Annotated in this window: 14 protein-coding genes; 11 read left to right on the top strand and 3 right to left on the bottom strand. The window is 71.8% G+C overall.

Translation table 11 applies throughout. From position 1 onward, the window contains the following. Positions 1–41 precede the first annotated feature (41 nt). Entirely contained in the window at positions 42–1,382 is a 1,341-nt protein-coding gene (locus ACFYOV_RS13040; RefSeq protein ID WP_389086484.1) for a polysialyltransferase family glycosyltransferase, read from the bottom strand. Further along, on the bottom strand, positions 1,382–2,362 hold the full coding sequence (locus ACFYOV_RS13045; protein ID WP_389086487.1) for a glycosyltransferase family 2 protein: 981 nt from the start codon (positions 2,360–2,362) through the stop codon (positions 1,382–1,384). The genes ACFYOV_RS13040 and ACFYOV_RS13045 overlap by 1 nt, the downstream gene beginning before the upstream one ends. A 199-nt stretch (positions 2,363–2,561) precedes the next feature. On the opposite strand from ACFYOV_RS13045, the gene ACFYOV_RS13050 reads away from it, so the two are divergent. From ACFYOV_RS13050 to ACFYOV_RS13065, 4 genes are read left to right on the top strand one after another with little or no spacing between them, the layout of a single operon-like run. Beyond that, positions 2,562–3,920, top strand: a complete 1,359-nt coding sequence (locus ACFYOV_RS13050) for a DUF6716 putative glycosyltransferase (protein ID WP_389086489.1) — start codon at positions 2,562–2,564, stop codon at positions 3,918–3,920. Positions 3,921–3,952: 32 nt separating this feature from the next. Beyond that, entirely contained in the window at positions 3,953–5,206 is a 1,254-nt protein-coding gene (locus ACFYOV_RS13055; protein WP_389086491.1) for a cytidylyltransferase domain-containing protein, read from the top strand. Between the two features lie 14 nt (positions 5,207–5,220). Further along, positions 5,221–6,162: an N-acetylneuraminate synthase family protein gene (locus tag ACFYOV_RS13060; RefSeq protein ID WP_389086494.1), complete on the top strand. Its 942-nt coding sequence runs from the start codon at positions 5,221–5,223 to the stop codon at positions 6,160–6,162. Positions 6,163–6,209: 47 nt separating this feature from the next. After that, positions 6,210–7,274, top strand: coding sequence for a hypothetical protein (locus tag ACFYOV_RS13065; protein WP_389086496.1), 1,065 nt, complete (start codon positions 6,210–6,212; stop codon positions 7,272–7,274). Positions 7,275–7,329: 55 nt separating this feature from the next. On the opposite strand, the gene ACFYOV_RS13070 is transcribed toward ACFYOV_RS13065, so the two are convergent. Next, positions 7,330–8,010, bottom strand: a complete 681-nt coding sequence (locus tag ACFYOV_RS13070; RefSeq protein ID WP_389086499.1) for a class I SAM-dependent methyltransferase — start codon at positions 8,008–8,010, stop codon at positions 7,330–7,332. Between the two features lie 418 nt (positions 8,011–8,428). Between ACFYOV_RS13070 and ACFYOV_RS13075 the strand changes: the two genes are divergently transcribed. From ACFYOV_RS13075 to ACFYOV_RS13105, 7 genes are all read left to right on the top strand, one after another. Continuing rightward, on the top strand, positions 8,429–9,658 hold the full coding sequence (locus ACFYOV_RS13075; RefSeq protein ID WP_389087088.1) for a M20 family metallopeptidase: 1,230 nt from the start codon (positions 8,429–8,431) through the stop codon (positions 9,656–9,658). Between the two features lie 306 nt (positions 9,659–9,964). After that, the gene (locus ACFYOV_RS13080) at positions 9,965–11,020 is read left to right on the top strand and encodes a BMP family protein (RefSeq protein ID WP_389086502.1); all 1,056 of its coding nucleotides are present in this window, start codon (positions 9,965–9,967) and stop codon (positions 11,018–11,020) included. Between the two features lie 376 nt (positions 11,021–11,396). Then, positions 11,397–12,449, top strand: coding sequence for a BMP family protein (locus tag ACFYOV_RS13085; RefSeq protein ID WP_389086504.1), 1,053 nt, complete (start codon positions 11,397–11,399; stop codon positions 12,447–12,449). A 209-nt stretch (positions 12,450–12,658) separates the two neighbouring features. Further along, entirely contained in the window at positions 12,659–14,227 is a 1,569-nt protein-coding gene (locus ACFYOV_RS13090) for an ABC transporter ATP-binding protein (protein WP_389086506.1), read from the top strand. Next, positions 14,227–15,348 carry an ABC transporter permease gene (locus ACFYOV_RS13095; protein ID WP_389086509.1) on the top strand — a complete coding sequence of 374 codons (1,122 nt, stop codon included), beginning with the start codon at positions 14,227–14,229 and terminating at the stop codon, positions 15,346–15,348. The genes ACFYOV_RS13090 and ACFYOV_RS13095 overlap by 1 nt, the downstream gene beginning before the upstream one ends. Further along, on the top strand, positions 15,345–16,619 hold the full coding sequence (locus tag ACFYOV_RS13100) for an ABC transporter permease (protein ID WP_389086511.1): 1,275 nt from the start codon (positions 15,345–15,347) through the stop codon (positions 16,617–16,619). Before ACFYOV_RS13095 ends, ACFYOV_RS13100 begins: the two co-directional genes overlap by 4 nt. Then, on the top strand, positions 16,616–17,029 hold the full coding sequence (locus ACFYOV_RS13105) for a cytidine deaminase (RefSeq protein ID WP_389086513.1): 414 nt from the start codon (positions 16,616–16,618) through the stop codon (positions 17,027–17,029). Before ACFYOV_RS13100 ends, ACFYOV_RS13105 begins: the two co-directional genes overlap by 4 nt. Positions 17,030–17,041 lie beyond the last annotated feature (12 nt).

Raw genomic sequence — 17,041 nt, forward strand, 5'->3', positions numbered from 1 at the left:
ACGGGGCGTGGTCCCGGGGGCACGAACGAAGGGACGGGTGACTAGCGCCGGACCAGGGACCGGGCACGGCGGGCGATCCGCCGTACCGTCGCGTTGCGCGGGACGAAGGCCAGCCGGGCCGGTACCGCGCCCGGCAGGGCCAGCGAGGTCAGGCGGCGGCGGGTGAAGTAGGGCCGGGTGGCCGGTGAAAGACGGGCGGAGAGGTAGCTCTCGGCGTCGCCCCGCAGCCCCGGGTCGACCCTGGGCTGCATCGCGTACCCGACCGCCCTGAGCAGCGCGGCCAGCTCCGCCACCCGCTCCCGCGAGGGCATCGTCCAGTGCTCCACCGCCTCCCGGTCGCCCGCGTCGGGCAGCAGCACGTCCGCGACGACGGCCGGGACCCGGTGACGGTGGTGGTACGGGGTGATCCGTGCCAGCAGCTCCCTCGTGCCGGCCCGCGCCACCGGCACGCCGTACAGCGCGGCGGTCGTGAACAGCGCGGTGGAGGAGCCGCCGACCACCACCGCGGGACGCAGGCGCCGGACCGCCAGCTCCGCCGGCAGCGGGCCCTCCAGGACCGTGAGGCCGGCACCGTGCCGGGCCGCCTCCTCCACCAGGTGCCGAGACCAGCGGGCAGGGGCGGCCGGATGCGGCGCGAAGACCAGCCGACGGTGACCGAGCGCCACCGCGCCCCGCACCAGGGCCAGATGCAGCTCTTCCTCCTCGGCGTCGGTGAGGGCACCGAGCGCCGCGAGGCGCTGCCCCAGGAGCAGCGCCGGATTCTCTGGAGCACCGGTCGGCTCCGCCCCCTCCTCGTCGAGTTCGCCGAGCACCTTCAGCAGCGCCTCGCCCGGCACCACCTCGGGGGCGACATCGAACTCGGTGAGCAGCAGCGGGGTCAGGCCCGGCACGAGATCGAGGTGCAGCAGGCGGTCGATCCGGGTGCCGACCAACGGGTCGAGCTTTTCGGGGCTGGGGCCGTAGGCAACCAGCCCGTCGGCGCAGACGTCGACGGGCGCGCCCGTGAACACCTGGCACAGGGCGAGCGAGGGATGGTCGTGCACGGACTCCACAGCCAGCCGCACCTCGTCGTCGCCGAGCCCCCAGAGCCGCCGCAGGTGTCGCTCCCACATCGGGACGTCGTCGGCGCGCGGACTCCACCCCCGCGGGTGGAGGGGGGAGATGGCCGCGTTCCACGACAGCACGTCGTCGAAGCGCCGCCGGAGCCGCTCGAAACCCGGCACGGCGTCGACGCCCGGCGTGGTCTCGGGATGGGGTGCGTTGTTCGTGAGGAGCAGCAGCCGCCGGTCGGCCGGTTCGAAGAGCCCGGCGTCCAGAGCTGCGGCGAGCGTCGCGGCCCCGAGCGGCGTGGCGGCACAGAAGATCCGGGTGACGCGCGGCATCAGGCGGCCACCGTCCGGGCGTTCACGGGCCTGCGCCGCAGTCTCCGCAGCAGGCCCGCCCGCTGGGCGTCCATGGAGTCCAGCACCTCCGTGAGCACGTCCCGCGGCAGGCGTTTGAGGGCGGCGGCGCTCCGCGAGCGCAGTGCGCGGGCCACGGCTGGTTCGAACCTCCCGGTCGCTCCGAGGTGGTGGGCCATGACCGCGCAGTAGGTGCGCACCGCCTTGGGAAGCAGCGCGTCCGCATCGGGATCGCGCGCCGTCTCCTCGATCACCTGGTCGAAGGCGCGCAGGAAGTCCAGTTGCCGGACATCGCCGATCTGTGTGAGCGAGGAGGCGACCCCCCGCCGGTAGTGGACGCCGAGCAGACCCACCACGGCGAACGACCGCGCCTCGCGGTGCAGCTTCCAGATCCACGGCCGGTCCTCCGCGGTGCGCAGCCCGTCCGTGAAGTGCAACAACCCCCGGTCGACCAGCCGGCGGCGGTAGATGCCGGCCCAGGCGTAGGCGTAGTCCACCGAGGTGGACCGGTCGGCCGGCAGGATCGCCTCCCGCGGGTCGAGCACCACACCGCGCCTGCCGTGCGGGACGCGGTGCACCGAGCGCGCCCTCCCGGTGCACTGCACATGGTCGGTGCGCAGGAAGTCGCAGCCCAGGTCGTCCATGGCGGCCACCAGTTGCTCGTAGTAGCCGGGGGCGAGCCAGTCGTCGCCGTCCAGAAACGTCAGGTACTCCCCGCGTGCACGGTCGATCCCCGTGTTGCGCGCGGTCGCCAGGCCGCCGTTGCGCTCGTGCCCGGCCAGCACCGCGCCGGGCAGCTCGCGTTCCGCGCGCGAGAGGATGTCGGACGTGCCGTCCCGCGAACAGTCGTCGACGAGAATGAATTCGAAATCCTCCCGGGCGTTCGCTCGCAGGCTCTTCAGGGTGTCGGGCGCGTATTGCCGCACGTTGTAGAACGGCACGATGACGGAGAGCTTGACCACGGGCCGGATGTTAGGCGCGGGCCCGAAACCGCACCTTGGCCGCTGCCTGGATACCCGGTGAACTGCTTGTGTCGGTGCCATGAACGTGGGTTTCCCCAGGGCCGATCCGGGCCTGATTCGCCGTTCGGCGGTGTGCTGTTAACCGTTTATTGCATTCCGGTTGGGCGGATCCTCGGAATGCCTTCCTAGCGTCGTCGACGTGCCAGCAAGTGCAATGAAGCCCCTCAGGGTGGCCGTCCTCGCGGATTCCGACACCCGGTGGAAATGGGGCGCGCTCACCGCGACCCGCGTCGCCCCGGTGGGCCCGGAAAGCCAGGGGGACGCGGGGGGAGAGGGCCTGCGCCTCGACGGATACCTCCTGCGCGGCCGGTCCACCCCCACCGCCCGCCAGCTCGGCGAGGTCGGCGTCCGCGCGGACTCGCTCCGCGAGGTGACCGCCGTCGAGTTCCTGCGCGCGATGGGCGAGGAGCCGTACGACGTCCTCGTGCTCTCCCTGGTCGGCGGCGGTGTGCAGGCGATGCTGCACGGGCTCAAGCGGGTCTGGGAGGACCGCCCGCGGCGGCCCGTCGTCGTCACCGGATACGTCGGTGTCGTCTACGAGAAGCTCGCCGACGGCCTGCTGCTGCGCCACGGCGCCGACCTGGTGCTCGCCAACTCCCGTCAGGACGCGGAACGTTTCCGCGCCGTGTACGAAGGGGTCGGCGCCGACGCCTCCTCGGTGACCGAGGTCGCGCTGCCCTTCCTCGGCGGGGCGGCGTACACCGGCGAACACGACCCCTGCACCGTGGTGTTCGCCGCTCAGCCCTCCGTACCGGACGGCCGCGGGGACCGCGCGTACCTGCTGGACCGCCTGGTGCGGCACGCCCGCCTGCACCCCGATCGCGAGGTGCTGCTCAAGCTGCGCTCCAAGCCCGGCGAGCACACCACGCACATCGAGGAGCTGCCCTACCAGAAACTGGCCCAGAGACTGGACCTGCCGCCCAACCTCCACCTGGTCTACGGGCACATGGGCGAGGTCCTGGACCGGACCGACCTGCTGGTCACGGTCAGCTCCACGGCCGCCCTGGAGTCGCTGCACCGCCGCATCCCGACCGCCGTCCTCACCGACCTGGGGGTGCGGGAGGCGCTCGGCAACCACCACTTCGTCGGCTCGGGCTGCCTGGCCTCCTGGGACCAGCTCGACGCCGGGCACCGGCCGGTGCCCGACGAGGAGTGGGTCGCCCGGCAGGGCGTCGCGGCCGGGGGTCCCGCATCCGGGGGAGGTGGCTACGCCGCGGCCTTCGACGCGGCCCGCGAGCGCATCGCCGAGCTGCTCCGCCGCCCCGGCGGACTGCCGCCCCTGGACCCGTACTACACGCCCGTCACCGCGCCCGGCTACCTGCCCGGCATCCTCGCCCGCCACCACCTCGGCCCGGACGGCAGCCCGCTGCCCTGCGCGCCCGCCGCCGACAAGGAGCCCGGACCGGTTCGGCAGCTCGTGCGCCGGGCGGCGCGCGGCGCCTACCGGCACGGAGTGCAGCGGGTGGCCCCGGTGATCCGGCGGATGGGCGAGCTGTGAACACCCCGAAACCCGCTCGAGGAGCTGATCCCATGTCCCACCCGCCCGCGGGCCAGGGCACCCCGGTGCGCCGGGTGCTCGCCGTGATCCCCGCACGCGGCGGCTCCAAGGGAGTGCCCGCCAAGAACCTCGCCCCGGTCGGCGGCACGCCCCTGGTGGCCCGGGCTGTGCGCGAGTGCCGCGCCGCCCGGCACGTCACCGACGTCGTCGTGTCCACCGACGACCAGGCGATCGCGACCGCCGCCCGCGAGGCGGGCGCCGAGGTCGTGCTGCGGCCCGCCGCCATCGCCGGGGACACCGCGACCTCCGAGGCCGCCGTCCTGCACGCCCTGGACTCCCACGAGGCCCTGCACGGCTCCCCGGTGGACGTGGTGCTGCTCGTGCAGTGCACCAGTCCGTTCCTGCTTCGCGAGGACGTCGACGGGGTGGCCCGCGCGGTCCTCGAGGAGGGCGCGGACACCGCGGTCACCGTCGCGCCCTTCCACGGCTTCGTCTGGCGGGACGCCTCCGACGGCGCCACGGATGCGGACGCGGGCCCGTACGGGGGCGGTCAGGGCGTCAACCACGACAAGTCCTTCCGCCCCCGCCGCCAGGACCGCCCCCAGGACTTCCTGGAGACCGGCGCCGCCTACGCGATGGAGGTCCGTGGCTTCCGCGAGCACCGGCACCGCTTCTTCGGCCGGACCGAACTGGTGCGCACCGACCCCGCCCGGGTCCTGGAGATCGACGACCCGCACGACCTCGCCCGGGCCCGCGCGCTGGCGCCGCTCTTCGACGCCGAGCGGCCGGGCGCCCTCCCGACCGCGGAGGACGTCGACGCGGTCGTCCTGGACTTCGACGGCACCCAGACCGACGACCGGGTGCTGATGGACGCCGACGGAAAGGAGTTCGTCTCCGTCCACCGCGGAGACGGCCTCGGCATCGCCGCCCTGCGCAGGAGCGGGCTGGAGATGCTGATCCTCTCCACGGAGCAGAACCCGGTCGTCGCCGCCCGTGCACGGAAGCTGAGGCTCCCCGTGCTGCACGGCATCGACCGCAAGGACCTCGCCCTCAAGCAGTGGTGCGAGGAGCAGGGCATCGCGCCGGAGCGCGTGCTCTACGTCGGCAACGACGTCAACGACCTCCCGTGCTTCGCCCTCGTCGGCTGGCCCGTGGCGGTCGCGAGCGCCCACGACGTCGTACGCGGCGCCGCCCGCGCGGTCACCACCCTCCCCGGTGGTGACGGCGCGATCCGGGAGATCGCCGGCTGGATCCTCGGCCCCTCCCTCGATTCCCTCCCCAGTTAAGGAAACGCACCGTCATGAGCACTGTCACCTCCCGTGTCCGCACCCTCGGCCCCCGCGAGGTCGGCCCCGGCCGCCCCGTCTACGTCACGGGCGAGATCGGCATCAACCACAACGGCGACATCGAGAACGCCTTCAAGCTGATCGACGCCGCCGCGGAGGCCGGCTGCGACGCGGTCAAGTTCCAGAAGCGCACGCCCGAGATCTGCACCCCGCGCGACCAGTGGGACATCGAGCGCGACACCCCCTGGGGCCGGATGACGTACATCGACTACCGCCACCGCGTGGAGTTCGGCGAGGACGAGTACCGCCAGATCGACGCGTACTGCCGCAAGAAGGGCATCGCCTGGTTCGCCTCCCCCTGGGACACCGAGGCCGTCGCCTTCCTGGAGAAGTTCGACGTCCCGGCGCACAAGGTCGCCTCCGCCTCCCTGACGGACGACGAGCTGCTGCGCGCCCTGCGCGCCACCGGCCGCACGGTCATCCTGTCCACCGGCATGTCCACCCCGAAGCAGATCCGCCATGCGGTCGAGGTCCTGGGCAGCGAGAACATCCTGCTCTGCCACGCCACCTCCACCTACCCGGCGAAGGCCGAGGAGCTGAACCTGCGGGTCATCAACACCCTGGAGCGGGAGTACCCGAACGTCCCGATCGGCTACTCCGGCCACGAGACCGGCCTCCAGACCACGCTCGCCGCCGTCGCCCTCGGCGCCGTCTTCGTCGAGCGCCACATCACCCTGGACCGTGCCATGTGGGGCTCCGACCAGGCCGCGTCCGTCGAGCCGCAGGGCCTCCAGCGCCTGGTCCGCGACATCCGCACCATCGAGGCCTCCCTCGGCGACGGCGTGAAGAAGGTCTACGAGTCCGAGCTGGGCCCGATGAAGAAGCTGCGCCGCGTGCCCGGTGTGGTCGCCGAGGCGGAGATCGCGACGGCGGCGGGCGAGCCTTTGACGGTCTGAGCGCACGCCACCCCACCCCCAACGACGACGGGAACGGTCGTACGTCGATGAGCCCCCGCGCCGGGAACGCCGGCCCCCACACTCTCGCCTTCGTCGAGAGCCCGGTACAACTGCTGAACGTGCTGGAGTGGGCGCACGCGCACGCTCCCGGCGCGGGGCTCACCCTCGTGGTGCTGTCCCCGGTCGACCCGATGACCCGCGGCCAGCTGCGCCGCATGTCCGAACTGGCCCGCGAGGAGGGCCACGAGATCCGCTGGGAGGAGGCGCGGGGCGGCCCGTCCGCGCCGCTGCGCACGATCGGCGGCCTGACCGCGACACTGCGCCGTGCGGCCCGGATCGTGCTGGGCGATCCCTTCTCCCGCTACGTCCAGCTGCTGCTGACGATCACCCGCGTCCGCGACCTCGTCGTGGTCGACGACGGCACGGCGACCATGGAGTTCGTCGGCCAGCTGGCCCGCGGCGAACGACTGGTCCGCTGGCACCGCAAGGGAGGCCGCCCCGGCCCCCGGGACCTGCTGCTGGCCCCCGTGTCCGCCGTCGCCCGCCGCCGGCTCACCCCGGACGCAAAGCGCGCGGTGCAGGTCTTCTCCTCCATGCCCATGCAGGACACGCCGCCCGGCGTCACGGTCACCGCCAACGACTTCGCCTGGACCCGGCACCGCTTCGGCCCGCCCCGGATCACCAAGGGCGCCGACATGGTGGGCACGTCGCTGGTGGAGACCGGCGTGGTGGACGCCGACGCCTACCTGGAGGCGGTCCGGGCCCTGGCCGCGGCCCACGGCGCGACCCGCTACTTCGCGCACCGCCGTGAGAGTGCGGAGAAGCTCCACCGCCTCGCGGTCGAGACGGGGCTGGAGATCGTCCGCCCCGAACTCCCCCTGGAACTGGTCGCCCGCCGGGGGCCGATCGGCCGCACGGTCGTCAGCTTCCCCTCCACGGTCGTCCACACCCTGCCGCTCGCGCTGAGCGGCACGGAGGTCCGCGTGACGGTCTGCGACATCGACCCCGCCTGGCTCACCCGGAACGCCTCGCCCCGGGCCCGGGGCTTCCTGTCCGACGTGACGGACACGGCGAGGGACGCCCACCACCTGTCGGCGGTGCCGGCGGTGTGAGGCCGTCGGGCCGTGGACGGCCCGGAACCGGGCCGCGGACGGTCCGGAACCGCCGTCAGTCCGCCACCGGCCTGCGCGCCAGTACGAGCGCACGGGGGCGCTTCTCCTCGTCCGTGGGCTCCCGGAGCGTCCGGGCCGTGACGGCCAGGCCGGCCGCGCACAGGTGGTCCACGACCGTGTCCGGGGTGCGCCAGTGGTAGTCGAGCGAGATCGCGTGGCCGAAGCGCTCGTCGAGGTGCAGGCGGCCCTCCTCCGCGCCCGACTGGAAGGCGAGCAGCACCGGTGCGCCCGGCAGCAGCACGCGGTGGAACTCGGCGAAGAGGGCCGGCAGGCGGTCGTCGGGCACGTGGATGATCGAGTACAGGGCGACGATGCCGCCGAGCGTCGCGTCCGGCAGGTCCAGGGCCGTCATGGTGCCCACGTGGAAGCGCAGGTGCGGATGCGCCTCGCGGGCGAGGGCCACCATGCGCGGCGAGACGTCCACCCCGAAGACCGGCAGCCCGAGCCGGTGCAGGCGCGCGGTCACGTGACCGGGACCGCTGCCGAGGTCCGCCACGGGGGGCGTGGCCGAGGCAGCGGGCGCGCGGGCGGCGGCCAGCTCCGCGAACGCCGCGAGCAGGGCGCGCTCCACCGGCAGGTCGGCCAGGCCGTCCGCGAAGCGCTCCGCGTAGTCGGCGGCGATGGCGTCGTACGCGGCACGGGTGTCGCGGAGGAACTCCGGAGGGTCGGCGGGCATGGGGCCGCACCCTAGCGAGGGTGCCGCCCGCCGGGCGGCGCTTTCGGCCACCCCCGCCTTCCCGCCACCCCGCCACCCCGCCTTCCCGCCACCCCGGAGTGGCCGCAACCCCCGCGCCCCGTGCGGCGTCCGTCACGTGAACCGGGCCGAGTGCCGACGGCCGAGCGTGGTATCCGTGAAGGAGTGGAACGGGTGAAGGAGTGGATGGGTGCCGACGCCGGGCGCATGCTGTGAGAGATGTCACTCATCGGCAGGTCGGAGGGGCCTCACGCCCGAGAAAGAGCGGCGAGTTTACCCGTCCGGACGGACAGCTATGCGTAGGGCAGCCGGGTTTTCTCCCCCCAACGGGCTGATTTTTTCTTGATCGGGGGTCAGCCGACGGCCCCGGCGCCCTACCCTTCAAAGGGTGAAACCACTGATGTCACTGGAGTCCGAGGTCGATCTCCCCGGGGGAGCGGTGCTTCCCGGCGCGCTGCCGGAGTCCCTGCGCGCCGAGCTCATCGCGTTCCGGCGCGATCTGCACATGCACCCGGAGCTCGGCCACCAGGAGTTCCGCACCACCGCCGCGATCAAGGAACGACTCGAGCAGGCCGGTCTCAGGCCGCGTGTCCTCTCCGGCGGCACCGGCCTGATCTGTGACATCGGTGCGGACCGCGAGGCGGGCACGGACTCCGCGATGCTGGCCATGCGCGCCGACATCGACGGCCTGCCGATCCCCGACATGAAGGCCGACTGCCCGTACCGCTCCACCGTGCCCGACCGTGCCCACGCCTGCGGCCACGATGTGCACACCACCGTGGTGCTGGGCGCCGGACTGGTCCTCGCCGAGCTGCAACGCCAGGGCCTGCTGCCCCGCCCCGTGCGGCTGATCTTCCAGCCCGCCGAGGAAGTGCTGCCCGGCGGCGCCGCCGACGCCATCGAGGACGGAGCGCTCGACGGGGTCGGCCGCATCATCGCGGTGCACTGCGACCCCCGGGTCGACGCGGGCCGCATCGGGCTGCGTGAGGGCGCCATCACCTCCGCCTGCGACCGGCTGGAGATCGCCCTCGACGGCCCCGGCGGTCATACCGCCCGCCCGCACCTGACCACCGACCTGGTCACCGCCGCCGCCCGCGTGGTCACCGACGTGCCGGCGCTGGTGGCCCGGCGCTTCGACAGCCGCAGCGGACTCGCCGTGACCTGGGGCCGGGTCGAGTCGGGCCACGCGCCCAACGTCATCCCGCAGCACGCGGAGCTGTCGGGCACTGTGCGGTGCCTGGACCTGCACGCCTGGCGGCAGGCGCCGGACGTCGTCGTCGCGGCCATCGACGAGGTGGCCAACCTGCACCGCGCCAAGTCGGAGATCACCTACGTGCGCGGCGTCCCTCCCGTGGTCAACGAGGTTGGCGTCACCGAGCTGCTGCGCGACGCCATGATCGCCCGGCGCGGGGTCGAGTCCGTGGAGGGCACCGAGCAGAGCCTCGGCGGCGAGGACTTCTCCTGGTACCTCGAGCACGTCCCCGGCGCCATGGCCCGCCTCGGCGTCCGCACCCCGGGCGAGCGCACCGTGCGGGACCTGCACCAGGGGGACTTCGACGTGGACGAGCGCGCCATCACCGTCGGCGTGGAGCTCTTCACCGCGGCGGCCCTCCTCGACGCCCTGCGCTAGACGGGCGTACCCCGCCGGCCGCGCCCACCCCGTACACCCCGGCGTCACAGCCCGGCGTCCTCCGACCCGCCCGCTCCGGTTGCGCTCCGCGCGGCGGAGGGGCAGCGTGGGTCGCGTGCCGCCCAGGCATGCACGCCGATTGCTCCTTTGTGTTCCGTGCGGTGCCCTCGTTCACAAGGGCGTAACCGGCCATCGGCACGAATGGATAACGGCCCCGCGGAACCCCGTTCCCAGGAGTGTCTACGCGCGTTAATGTGCGCCGAACCGAGCACCCGCTGCGGGGCTTTGGAGAATGGGGAACTTCAGATGCGTCGGATATCCAAACTGACCCGCGCCGCGGTGGGGGTCGCGTCGCTCGCACTCGCCGCCACCGCCTGCGGCGGTACCAGCAGTGACAACAACAACGACGGTGGCAGCGGTTCGAAGGAGGACCTCGGCGTCGCCATCGCGTACGACATCGGCGGCAAGGGCGACCAGTCCTTCAACGACGCCGCGTTCGCCGGCCTGACGAAGGCCAAGGACGAGTTCAAGTACAAGACCGCCGACGTCGAGCCCACCGAGGGCGAGACCGACGCGGACAAGGAGCAGCGCCTGGCCTCGCTGGCCCGTCAGGGCTACAACCCGGTCATCGGCGTCGGCTTCGCCTACGGCCCCGCCATGAAGGCCGTGGCCGCCAAGTACCCGAAGACCACCTTCGGCATCGTCGACTCCGTGGTCGAGGGCGGGAACGTCTCCTCCCTGGTCTTCGCCGAGGAGCAGGCCTCGTACCTCGCCGGCGTCGCCGCCGCGAAGGCCACCAAGACCAAGACGGTCGGCTTCGTGGGCGGTGTGGACATCCCGCTGATCCACAAGTTCCAGGCGGGCTTCGAGCAGGGCGTGAAGGACACCGACCCGAAGGTCAAGGTCCTCTCGCAGTACCTGACCCAGACGGCGGAGGAGGGCGGCTTCTCCAGCCCCGACAAGGGCAAGGCCGCCGCCGAGGGCCAGATCGAGAAGAAGGCCGACGTCGTCTACCAGGCGGCCGGTCTGTCCGGTCAGGGCGTGATCGAGGCCGCCGCCAAGGCGAAGGTCTGGGCGATCGGTGTCGACTCCGACCAGTACAAGCAGGAAGCCCTCGCCTCGTACAAGGACTACATCCTCACCTCGGCCCTCAAGGACGTCGGTGGCGCGGTGTACACCCTGGCCAAGTCGGTGGAGGACGGCAAGCCGCTGACCGGCACCCAGGTCTTCGACCTGAAGGTGAACGGCGTCGGCCTGTCCGAGAGCAACCCGAAGATGGGCGAGATCGCCGGTCTGAACGACGCCGTGGCCAAGGCCAAGGAAGGCATCACCAGCGGCTCCATCAAGGTCAAGACCGAGTAGTCGTAAGCCGCACACCGCAACCGATACCGGATCGTTGTCAGCCCGCCGGACGGGCCGACGGCGGGTCCGAAATCGGGTGGAACCGTACGAAGCGGGCGGGCGCCCCGGAGCGCTCGCCCGCTTCGGCGTTCCCGGAGTCGCGCGCACCGCCTCCCGCCCCCTCGGGGCGACCCCGCCTCGGCCAGCGAGATCTCACCGACGGCGACCTCTCGTTCGCTTCCGGCAACCCCCTCGAGCCCTTCGCTGACGGCTTGGGCACGGCCGGATAACAAGCTGGACAGAAGGGGTTTTCAGGTAGGTCTACGCGCGTTAATCTGCGGAAAAGCCAGCGCCGTTGCTGTAACCGTCCCGGCGCTTGTACGACAGGAGCACCACCATGCGCCGGATTTCCCGGATCACGGTCGCAGGCGCGGCGACCGCCTCCCTGGCCCTCGCCCTCGCCGCCTGCGGCGGCACGTCCACCGACTCCAGCTCCTCCTCGGAGTCCAAGGGCGACAAGGGCCTCGCCATCGCGTACGACGTCGGCGGCAAGGGCGACCAGTCCTTCAACGACGCCGCGTTCGCGGGCCTGGAGCGGGCGAAGAAGCAGTACGGCTACGAGACGGCCGACGTGGAGCCGACCGAGGGCGAGACGGACGCCGACAAGGAGCAGCGCCTGGCCTCGCTGGCGAAGCAGGGCTACAACCCGGTCATCGGTGTCGGCTACGCCTACGCCGCGGCCGTCAAGGGCGCCGCGGAGAAGTACCCGGACACCACCTTCGGCATCGTGGACGACTCCACGGTCGAGGCGGACAACGTGGCCGACCTGGTCTTCTCCGAGGAGGAGGCCTCGTACCTGGCCGGCGTCGCCGCCGCCGAGAGCACCAAGACCAACGTGGTCGGTTTCGTGGGCGGTGTGGACATCCCGCTGATCCACAAGTTCCGCGCGGGCTTCGAGCAGGGCGTCAAGGACACGAACCCGAAGGTCAAGGTCATATCGCAGTTCCTGACCCAGACGGCGGAGGAGGGCGGCTTCTCCAGCCCCGACAAGGGCAAGACGGCCGCCGAGGGCCAGATCGAGAAGAAGGCCGACGTCGTCTACGCGGCCGCCGGTCTGTCCGGTCAGGGTGTCATCGAGGCCGCCGCCGCCAACAAGGTGTGGGCCATCGGTGTCGACTCCGACCAGTACAAGCAGGAAGCGCTCGCCAAGTACAAGGACTACATCCTCACCTCGGCGATGAAGGACGTCGCCAAGGCGGTGTACAAGCTGGCGCAGTCGGTCGAGGACCGCAGCCCCCAGACCGGTATCGTCAGGGGCGATCTGAAGACCGGTGAGGTGGGCCTGTCGAACTCCAACCCGAAGTTCGCGGACAACGCCGAGCTCCAGGAAGCCATCGAGACGGCCAAGGAGAAGATCATCAGCGGCGAGATCAAGGTCAAGAGCAGCTGACACAGCAACACCTCGAGCAGCGTGTCAACGCGGGGTCGCGTCCGCTCGACGGGGTACGGGGGGCGGGGCTCCCCGTACCCCGTCGGCCCGGTGCGCCACCCCTTTCGATGCCGTAGGGGCGCTACGCGCGTAGACGACCCCCGTCCCCAGGAGAGTGCGCCATCAACGCGTCCAGCAGCCCTCCGGCCGGAGCGGCGGTCAACACATCGGTGACCGCCGTAGAACTCGCCGGGATCACAAAGCGTTTTCCCGGCGTCGTGGCCAACCACGACATCCACCTCGCCGTGCGCAAGGGCACCGTCCACGCCCTCGTCGGTGAGAACGGCGCCGGCAAGTCGACCCTGATGAAGATCCTCTACGGCATGCAGAAGCCGGACGAGGGCACCATCACGGTCGACGGCGAGCACGTCACCTTCTCGTCACCCGCCGACGCCATCGCCCGCGGCATCGGCATGGTGCACCAGCACTTCATGCTCGCCGACAACCTCACCGTCCTCGAGAACGTCGTGCTCGGCAGCGAGAAGCTGTACGGCATCGGTGCCAAGGCGCGGCGCAAGATCAAGGAGATCTCCGACCGCTACGGCCTCGGCGTCCGCCCCGACGTCCTGGTCGAGGAGCTCGGCGTCGCCGCCCGCCAGCGCGTGGAGATCCTCAAGGTCCTCTACCGCGGCGCCACCACCCTGATCCTCGACGAGCCCACCGCCGTCCTCGTCCCGCAGGAGGTCGAGGCCCTCTTCGACAACCTGCGCGAGCTGAAGGCCGAGGGCCTGTCGGTCATCTTCATCTCCCACAAGCTGGGCGAGGTCCTCTCCGTCGCCGACGACATCACCGTCATCCGCCGGGGCACCACCGTGGGCACCGCGGTCCCCTCCCGGACCACGCCCCGGCAGCTCGCCGAGATGATGGTCGGCAGCGAACTGCCCACCCCGGAGACCGCCGAGTCCACCGTCACCGACCGCCCGGTCATCACCGTCGAGAACCTGAGCCTGGCGGCGCCGGGGGGCAAGGCCCTGCTCGACGACATCAGCTTCACCATCCACGAGGGCGAGGTCCTGGGCATCGCCGGTGTCGAGGGCAACGGCCAGACCGAGCTGGTCGACACGCTCATCGGCCTGAAGCACGCCGACTCCGGGGTGATCCGGCTGGCCGACCGGGAGATCACCTCCTGGCCCACCCGTCGGCGCCGCGAGCACGGCATCGGCTACATCCCCGAGGACCGCCACCGCCACGGCCTGCTCCTGGAGGCCCCCCTCTGGGAGAACCGCATCCTCGGCCACGTCACCGAGAAGCCGAACGCCAAGGGCGTCTGGCTGGACCCCAAGGCCGCCCAGGAGGACACCCGCCGGATCGTCACGGAGTACGACGTCCGGACCCCCGGCATCGACGTCACCGCGGCCTCCCTGTCCGGCGGCAACCAGCAGAAGCTGATCGTCGGCCGCGAGATGAGCTCCGGGCCGCGCTTCCTGATCGCCGCCCACCCCACCCGCGGCGTGGACGTCGGCGCCCAGGCCGCGATCTGGGACCACATCCGCGAGGCCCGCCGCGAGGGCCTGGCCGTGCTGCTGATCTCGGCCGACCTGGACGAGCTGATCGGCCTGTCCGACACGCTCCGGGTGATCTACGACGGCAGGCTGGTCGCGGACGCCGACCCGGCCACCATCACACCGGAGGTGCTCGGCAGCGCCATGACCGGTGCCGCGACCGGCCACCTCGAACAAGAAGAGACCCCCGAGACCTCGGCCGACGCCCCCGAGTCTCCGGAAGACGAGGCCCGCTGATGAAGAAGTTCGACAAGGAGCGCGTGCTCCTCGCGGTGGCCGGGCCGGTCATCGCGCTCGCCGTGGCCTTCGCGCTGAGCGCCGTCGTGCTGCTCGCCTCCGGCAAGAGCCCCGTCGAGCCGTTCGCCCTGATGTTCGAGCAGGCGACGTTCTCCGACATCCAGGTCCTGATCATCAACCAGGCCTCGATGTACTACATCGCCGCCCTGGCGGTGGCCATCGGCTTCCGGATGAACCTGTTCAACATCGGTGTCGACGGCCAGTACCAGCTCGCCGCCATGATGGCCGCCATCGTCGGCGCCCACATGAACCTGCCGGCCGCCCTGCAGATCCCGCTGCTGCTCCTCACCGCCGTCCTCACGGGCGCCTTCTGGTCCGGCGTCGCCGGTGTCCTCAAGGTCACCCGCGGGGTCAGCGAGGTCGTCGCCACGATCATGCTCAACGCGATCGCGACGTCCGTGATCGGCTACCTCTGGCTGCCGACCGTCTTCGGCGTCAAGGTCGGCAACAACAACACCACCGGCGAGATGCACGAGTCCGGCTGGATCCCCGGCATCGACATGGGCGCCGCCGGCGAGATCTACGGCCTGGTCCTCCTCGCCGTCCTGCTCGGCATCGGCTACTGGGTCGTCCTCAACCGCACCCGGTTCGGCTTCGACCTGCGCGCCTCCGGCGCCTCCGAGACCGCCGCCGCGGCCAGCGGCGTCGACCCCAAGCGCATGGTGCTCACCGCCATGCTCATCTCCGGCGCCGTCGCCGGCCTCGCGGGCCTGCCCATCCTGATGGGCGACACCCACACCTACAGCCTGAACTTCCCCACCGGCATCGGCTTCCTCGGCATCGGCATCGCCCTGCTCGGCCGCAACAGCCCGGTCGGCATCGCCTTCGCCGCCCTGCTGTGGGCCTGGCTCGACAAGGCCTCGCCCGAGCTGGACTTCCACGGCTACGACAAGGAGATCGCGGTCATCATGCAGGGCCTGATCGTCCTCTCGGTCGTCGTCTCCTACGAGGCCGTCCGCGAGTGGGGCCTGCGCCGCCAGCAGCGCCGCGTCGGCGCGGAGCTCGCCGCGGGGATCGTCCTCGGCGCCGACAACAACACGAAGGAGGTGGCTGGCCGATGACCGCCTCGACCACGGCGACCGACGTCAACCAGCCCTCGCTGCAGCCCGCGGCGCCGACCGGCCGCCGCCTGTCGCTGCCGGTGCTGCTGCTGGTCATCGCCGGAGCCCTGGCGCTGACCTCGATCGTCCGCATGATCACCGGCGCGGACGGCATCACCAACGTCAGCCAGATGTCCACCGCGCTCCAGCTCGCCGTGCCGATCGGCCTCGCCGGTCTGGGCGGCCTGTGGGCCGAGCGCGCGGGCGTCGTCAACATCGGCCTCGAAGGCATGATGATCCTCGGCACCTGGTTCGGTGCCTGGGCCGGATTCCAGTGGGGCCCGTGGACCGGCGTCCTCGTCGGCGTCCTCGGCGGTGCGATCGGCGGCCTGCTGCACGCCTTCGTCACCGTCACCTTCAACGTCAACCACATCGTCTCCGGTGTGGCCATCAACATCCTCGCCCTCGGTGCCACCCGCTACCTGGCCCCGCTCGCCTTCGTCGGCCACCGGGGCGGTTCCGCCAAGCAGTCCCCGGCGGTGGAGTCCCCCGGCCACTTCACGGTCCCCGGGCTCTCCGACGCGCTGCGCGACCTCAACGCCAAGGGCTGGTTCTTCGTCTCCGACGTCGCCGGCCTGCTGGGCGGCCTGGTCACCAACGTCTCCTGGCTGACCCTGGTCGCCGTCGCCCTGGTCCCCGCCACCTGGTGGATCCTCTGGCGCACCGCCTTCGGCCTGCGGCTGCGCTCCTGCGGCGAGAACCCGGTCGCGGCCGAGTCCCTCGGCGTCAACGTCTACAAGTACAAGTACCTCGCCGTGATCATCTCCGGCGGCCTGGCCGGCCTCGGTGGCGCCTTCCTGTCCATCGTCGCCAACCCCTTCTACCTGGAGGGCCAGGTCAGCGGGCGCGGCTTCATCGGCCTCGCCGCGATGATCTTCGGCAACTGGATGCCGGGCGGCCTCGCGATCGGCGCCGGACTGTTCGGCTACACCGACAGCCTCAACCTGCGCGGCGGCTCCGAGAACGTGCACGCCCTGCTGCTGCTCGGCGCGCTGCTTCTGGTCATCGGCGCGATCTGGCTGGCGGTCCGCAAGAAGTACGTCCACGCGGTCGTCACCCTCGTCGTCGGCGCCCTGGTCTTCGCCTGGTACGCCGGCACCAACGAGGTCCCGAACCAGGTCGTCGCCGCCACGCCGTACGTCATCACCCTCGTCGTCCTCGCCCTGTCCGCGCAGCGGCTGCGGATGCCGAAGGCGGACGGACTGCCGTACCGGAAGGGACAGGGCAAGTGACCCCGTCCGGGGCCGCCGCGTCGGACGTCGACTGGGACGCGCTGCGCGCGTTGGCCCGGGAGGCCATGACCCACGCCTACGCCCCCTACTCAGGGTACGCGGTCGGCGTCGCCGCCCTGGTCGACGACGGACGCACGGTCTCCGGCTGCAACGTGGAGAACGCCAGCTACGGGCTCGGGCTGTGCGCCGAGTGCGGACTGGTGTCGGAGCTCCAGCGCACCGGGGGCGGCCGGCTCACGCACTTCACCTGCGTGGACGGCGAGGGTGCGGTCCTCGTGCCGTGCGGTCGCTGCCGCCAGCTGCTGTACGAGTTCGGCGGCCCCGGACTGCTGCTGGAGACACCGGCGGGAATCCTGCCGCTGTCGGAGATGCTGCCCCAGGCCTTCGGCCCGCAGCACCTCTCCAAGTAACTCCCGTGCGGC

It is taken from the genome of Streptomyces sp. NPDC005931, from assembly GCF_042871235.1.
Taxonomy (GTDB): Bacteria; Actinomycetota; Actinomycetes; order Streptomycetales; family Streptomycetaceae; genus Streptomyces.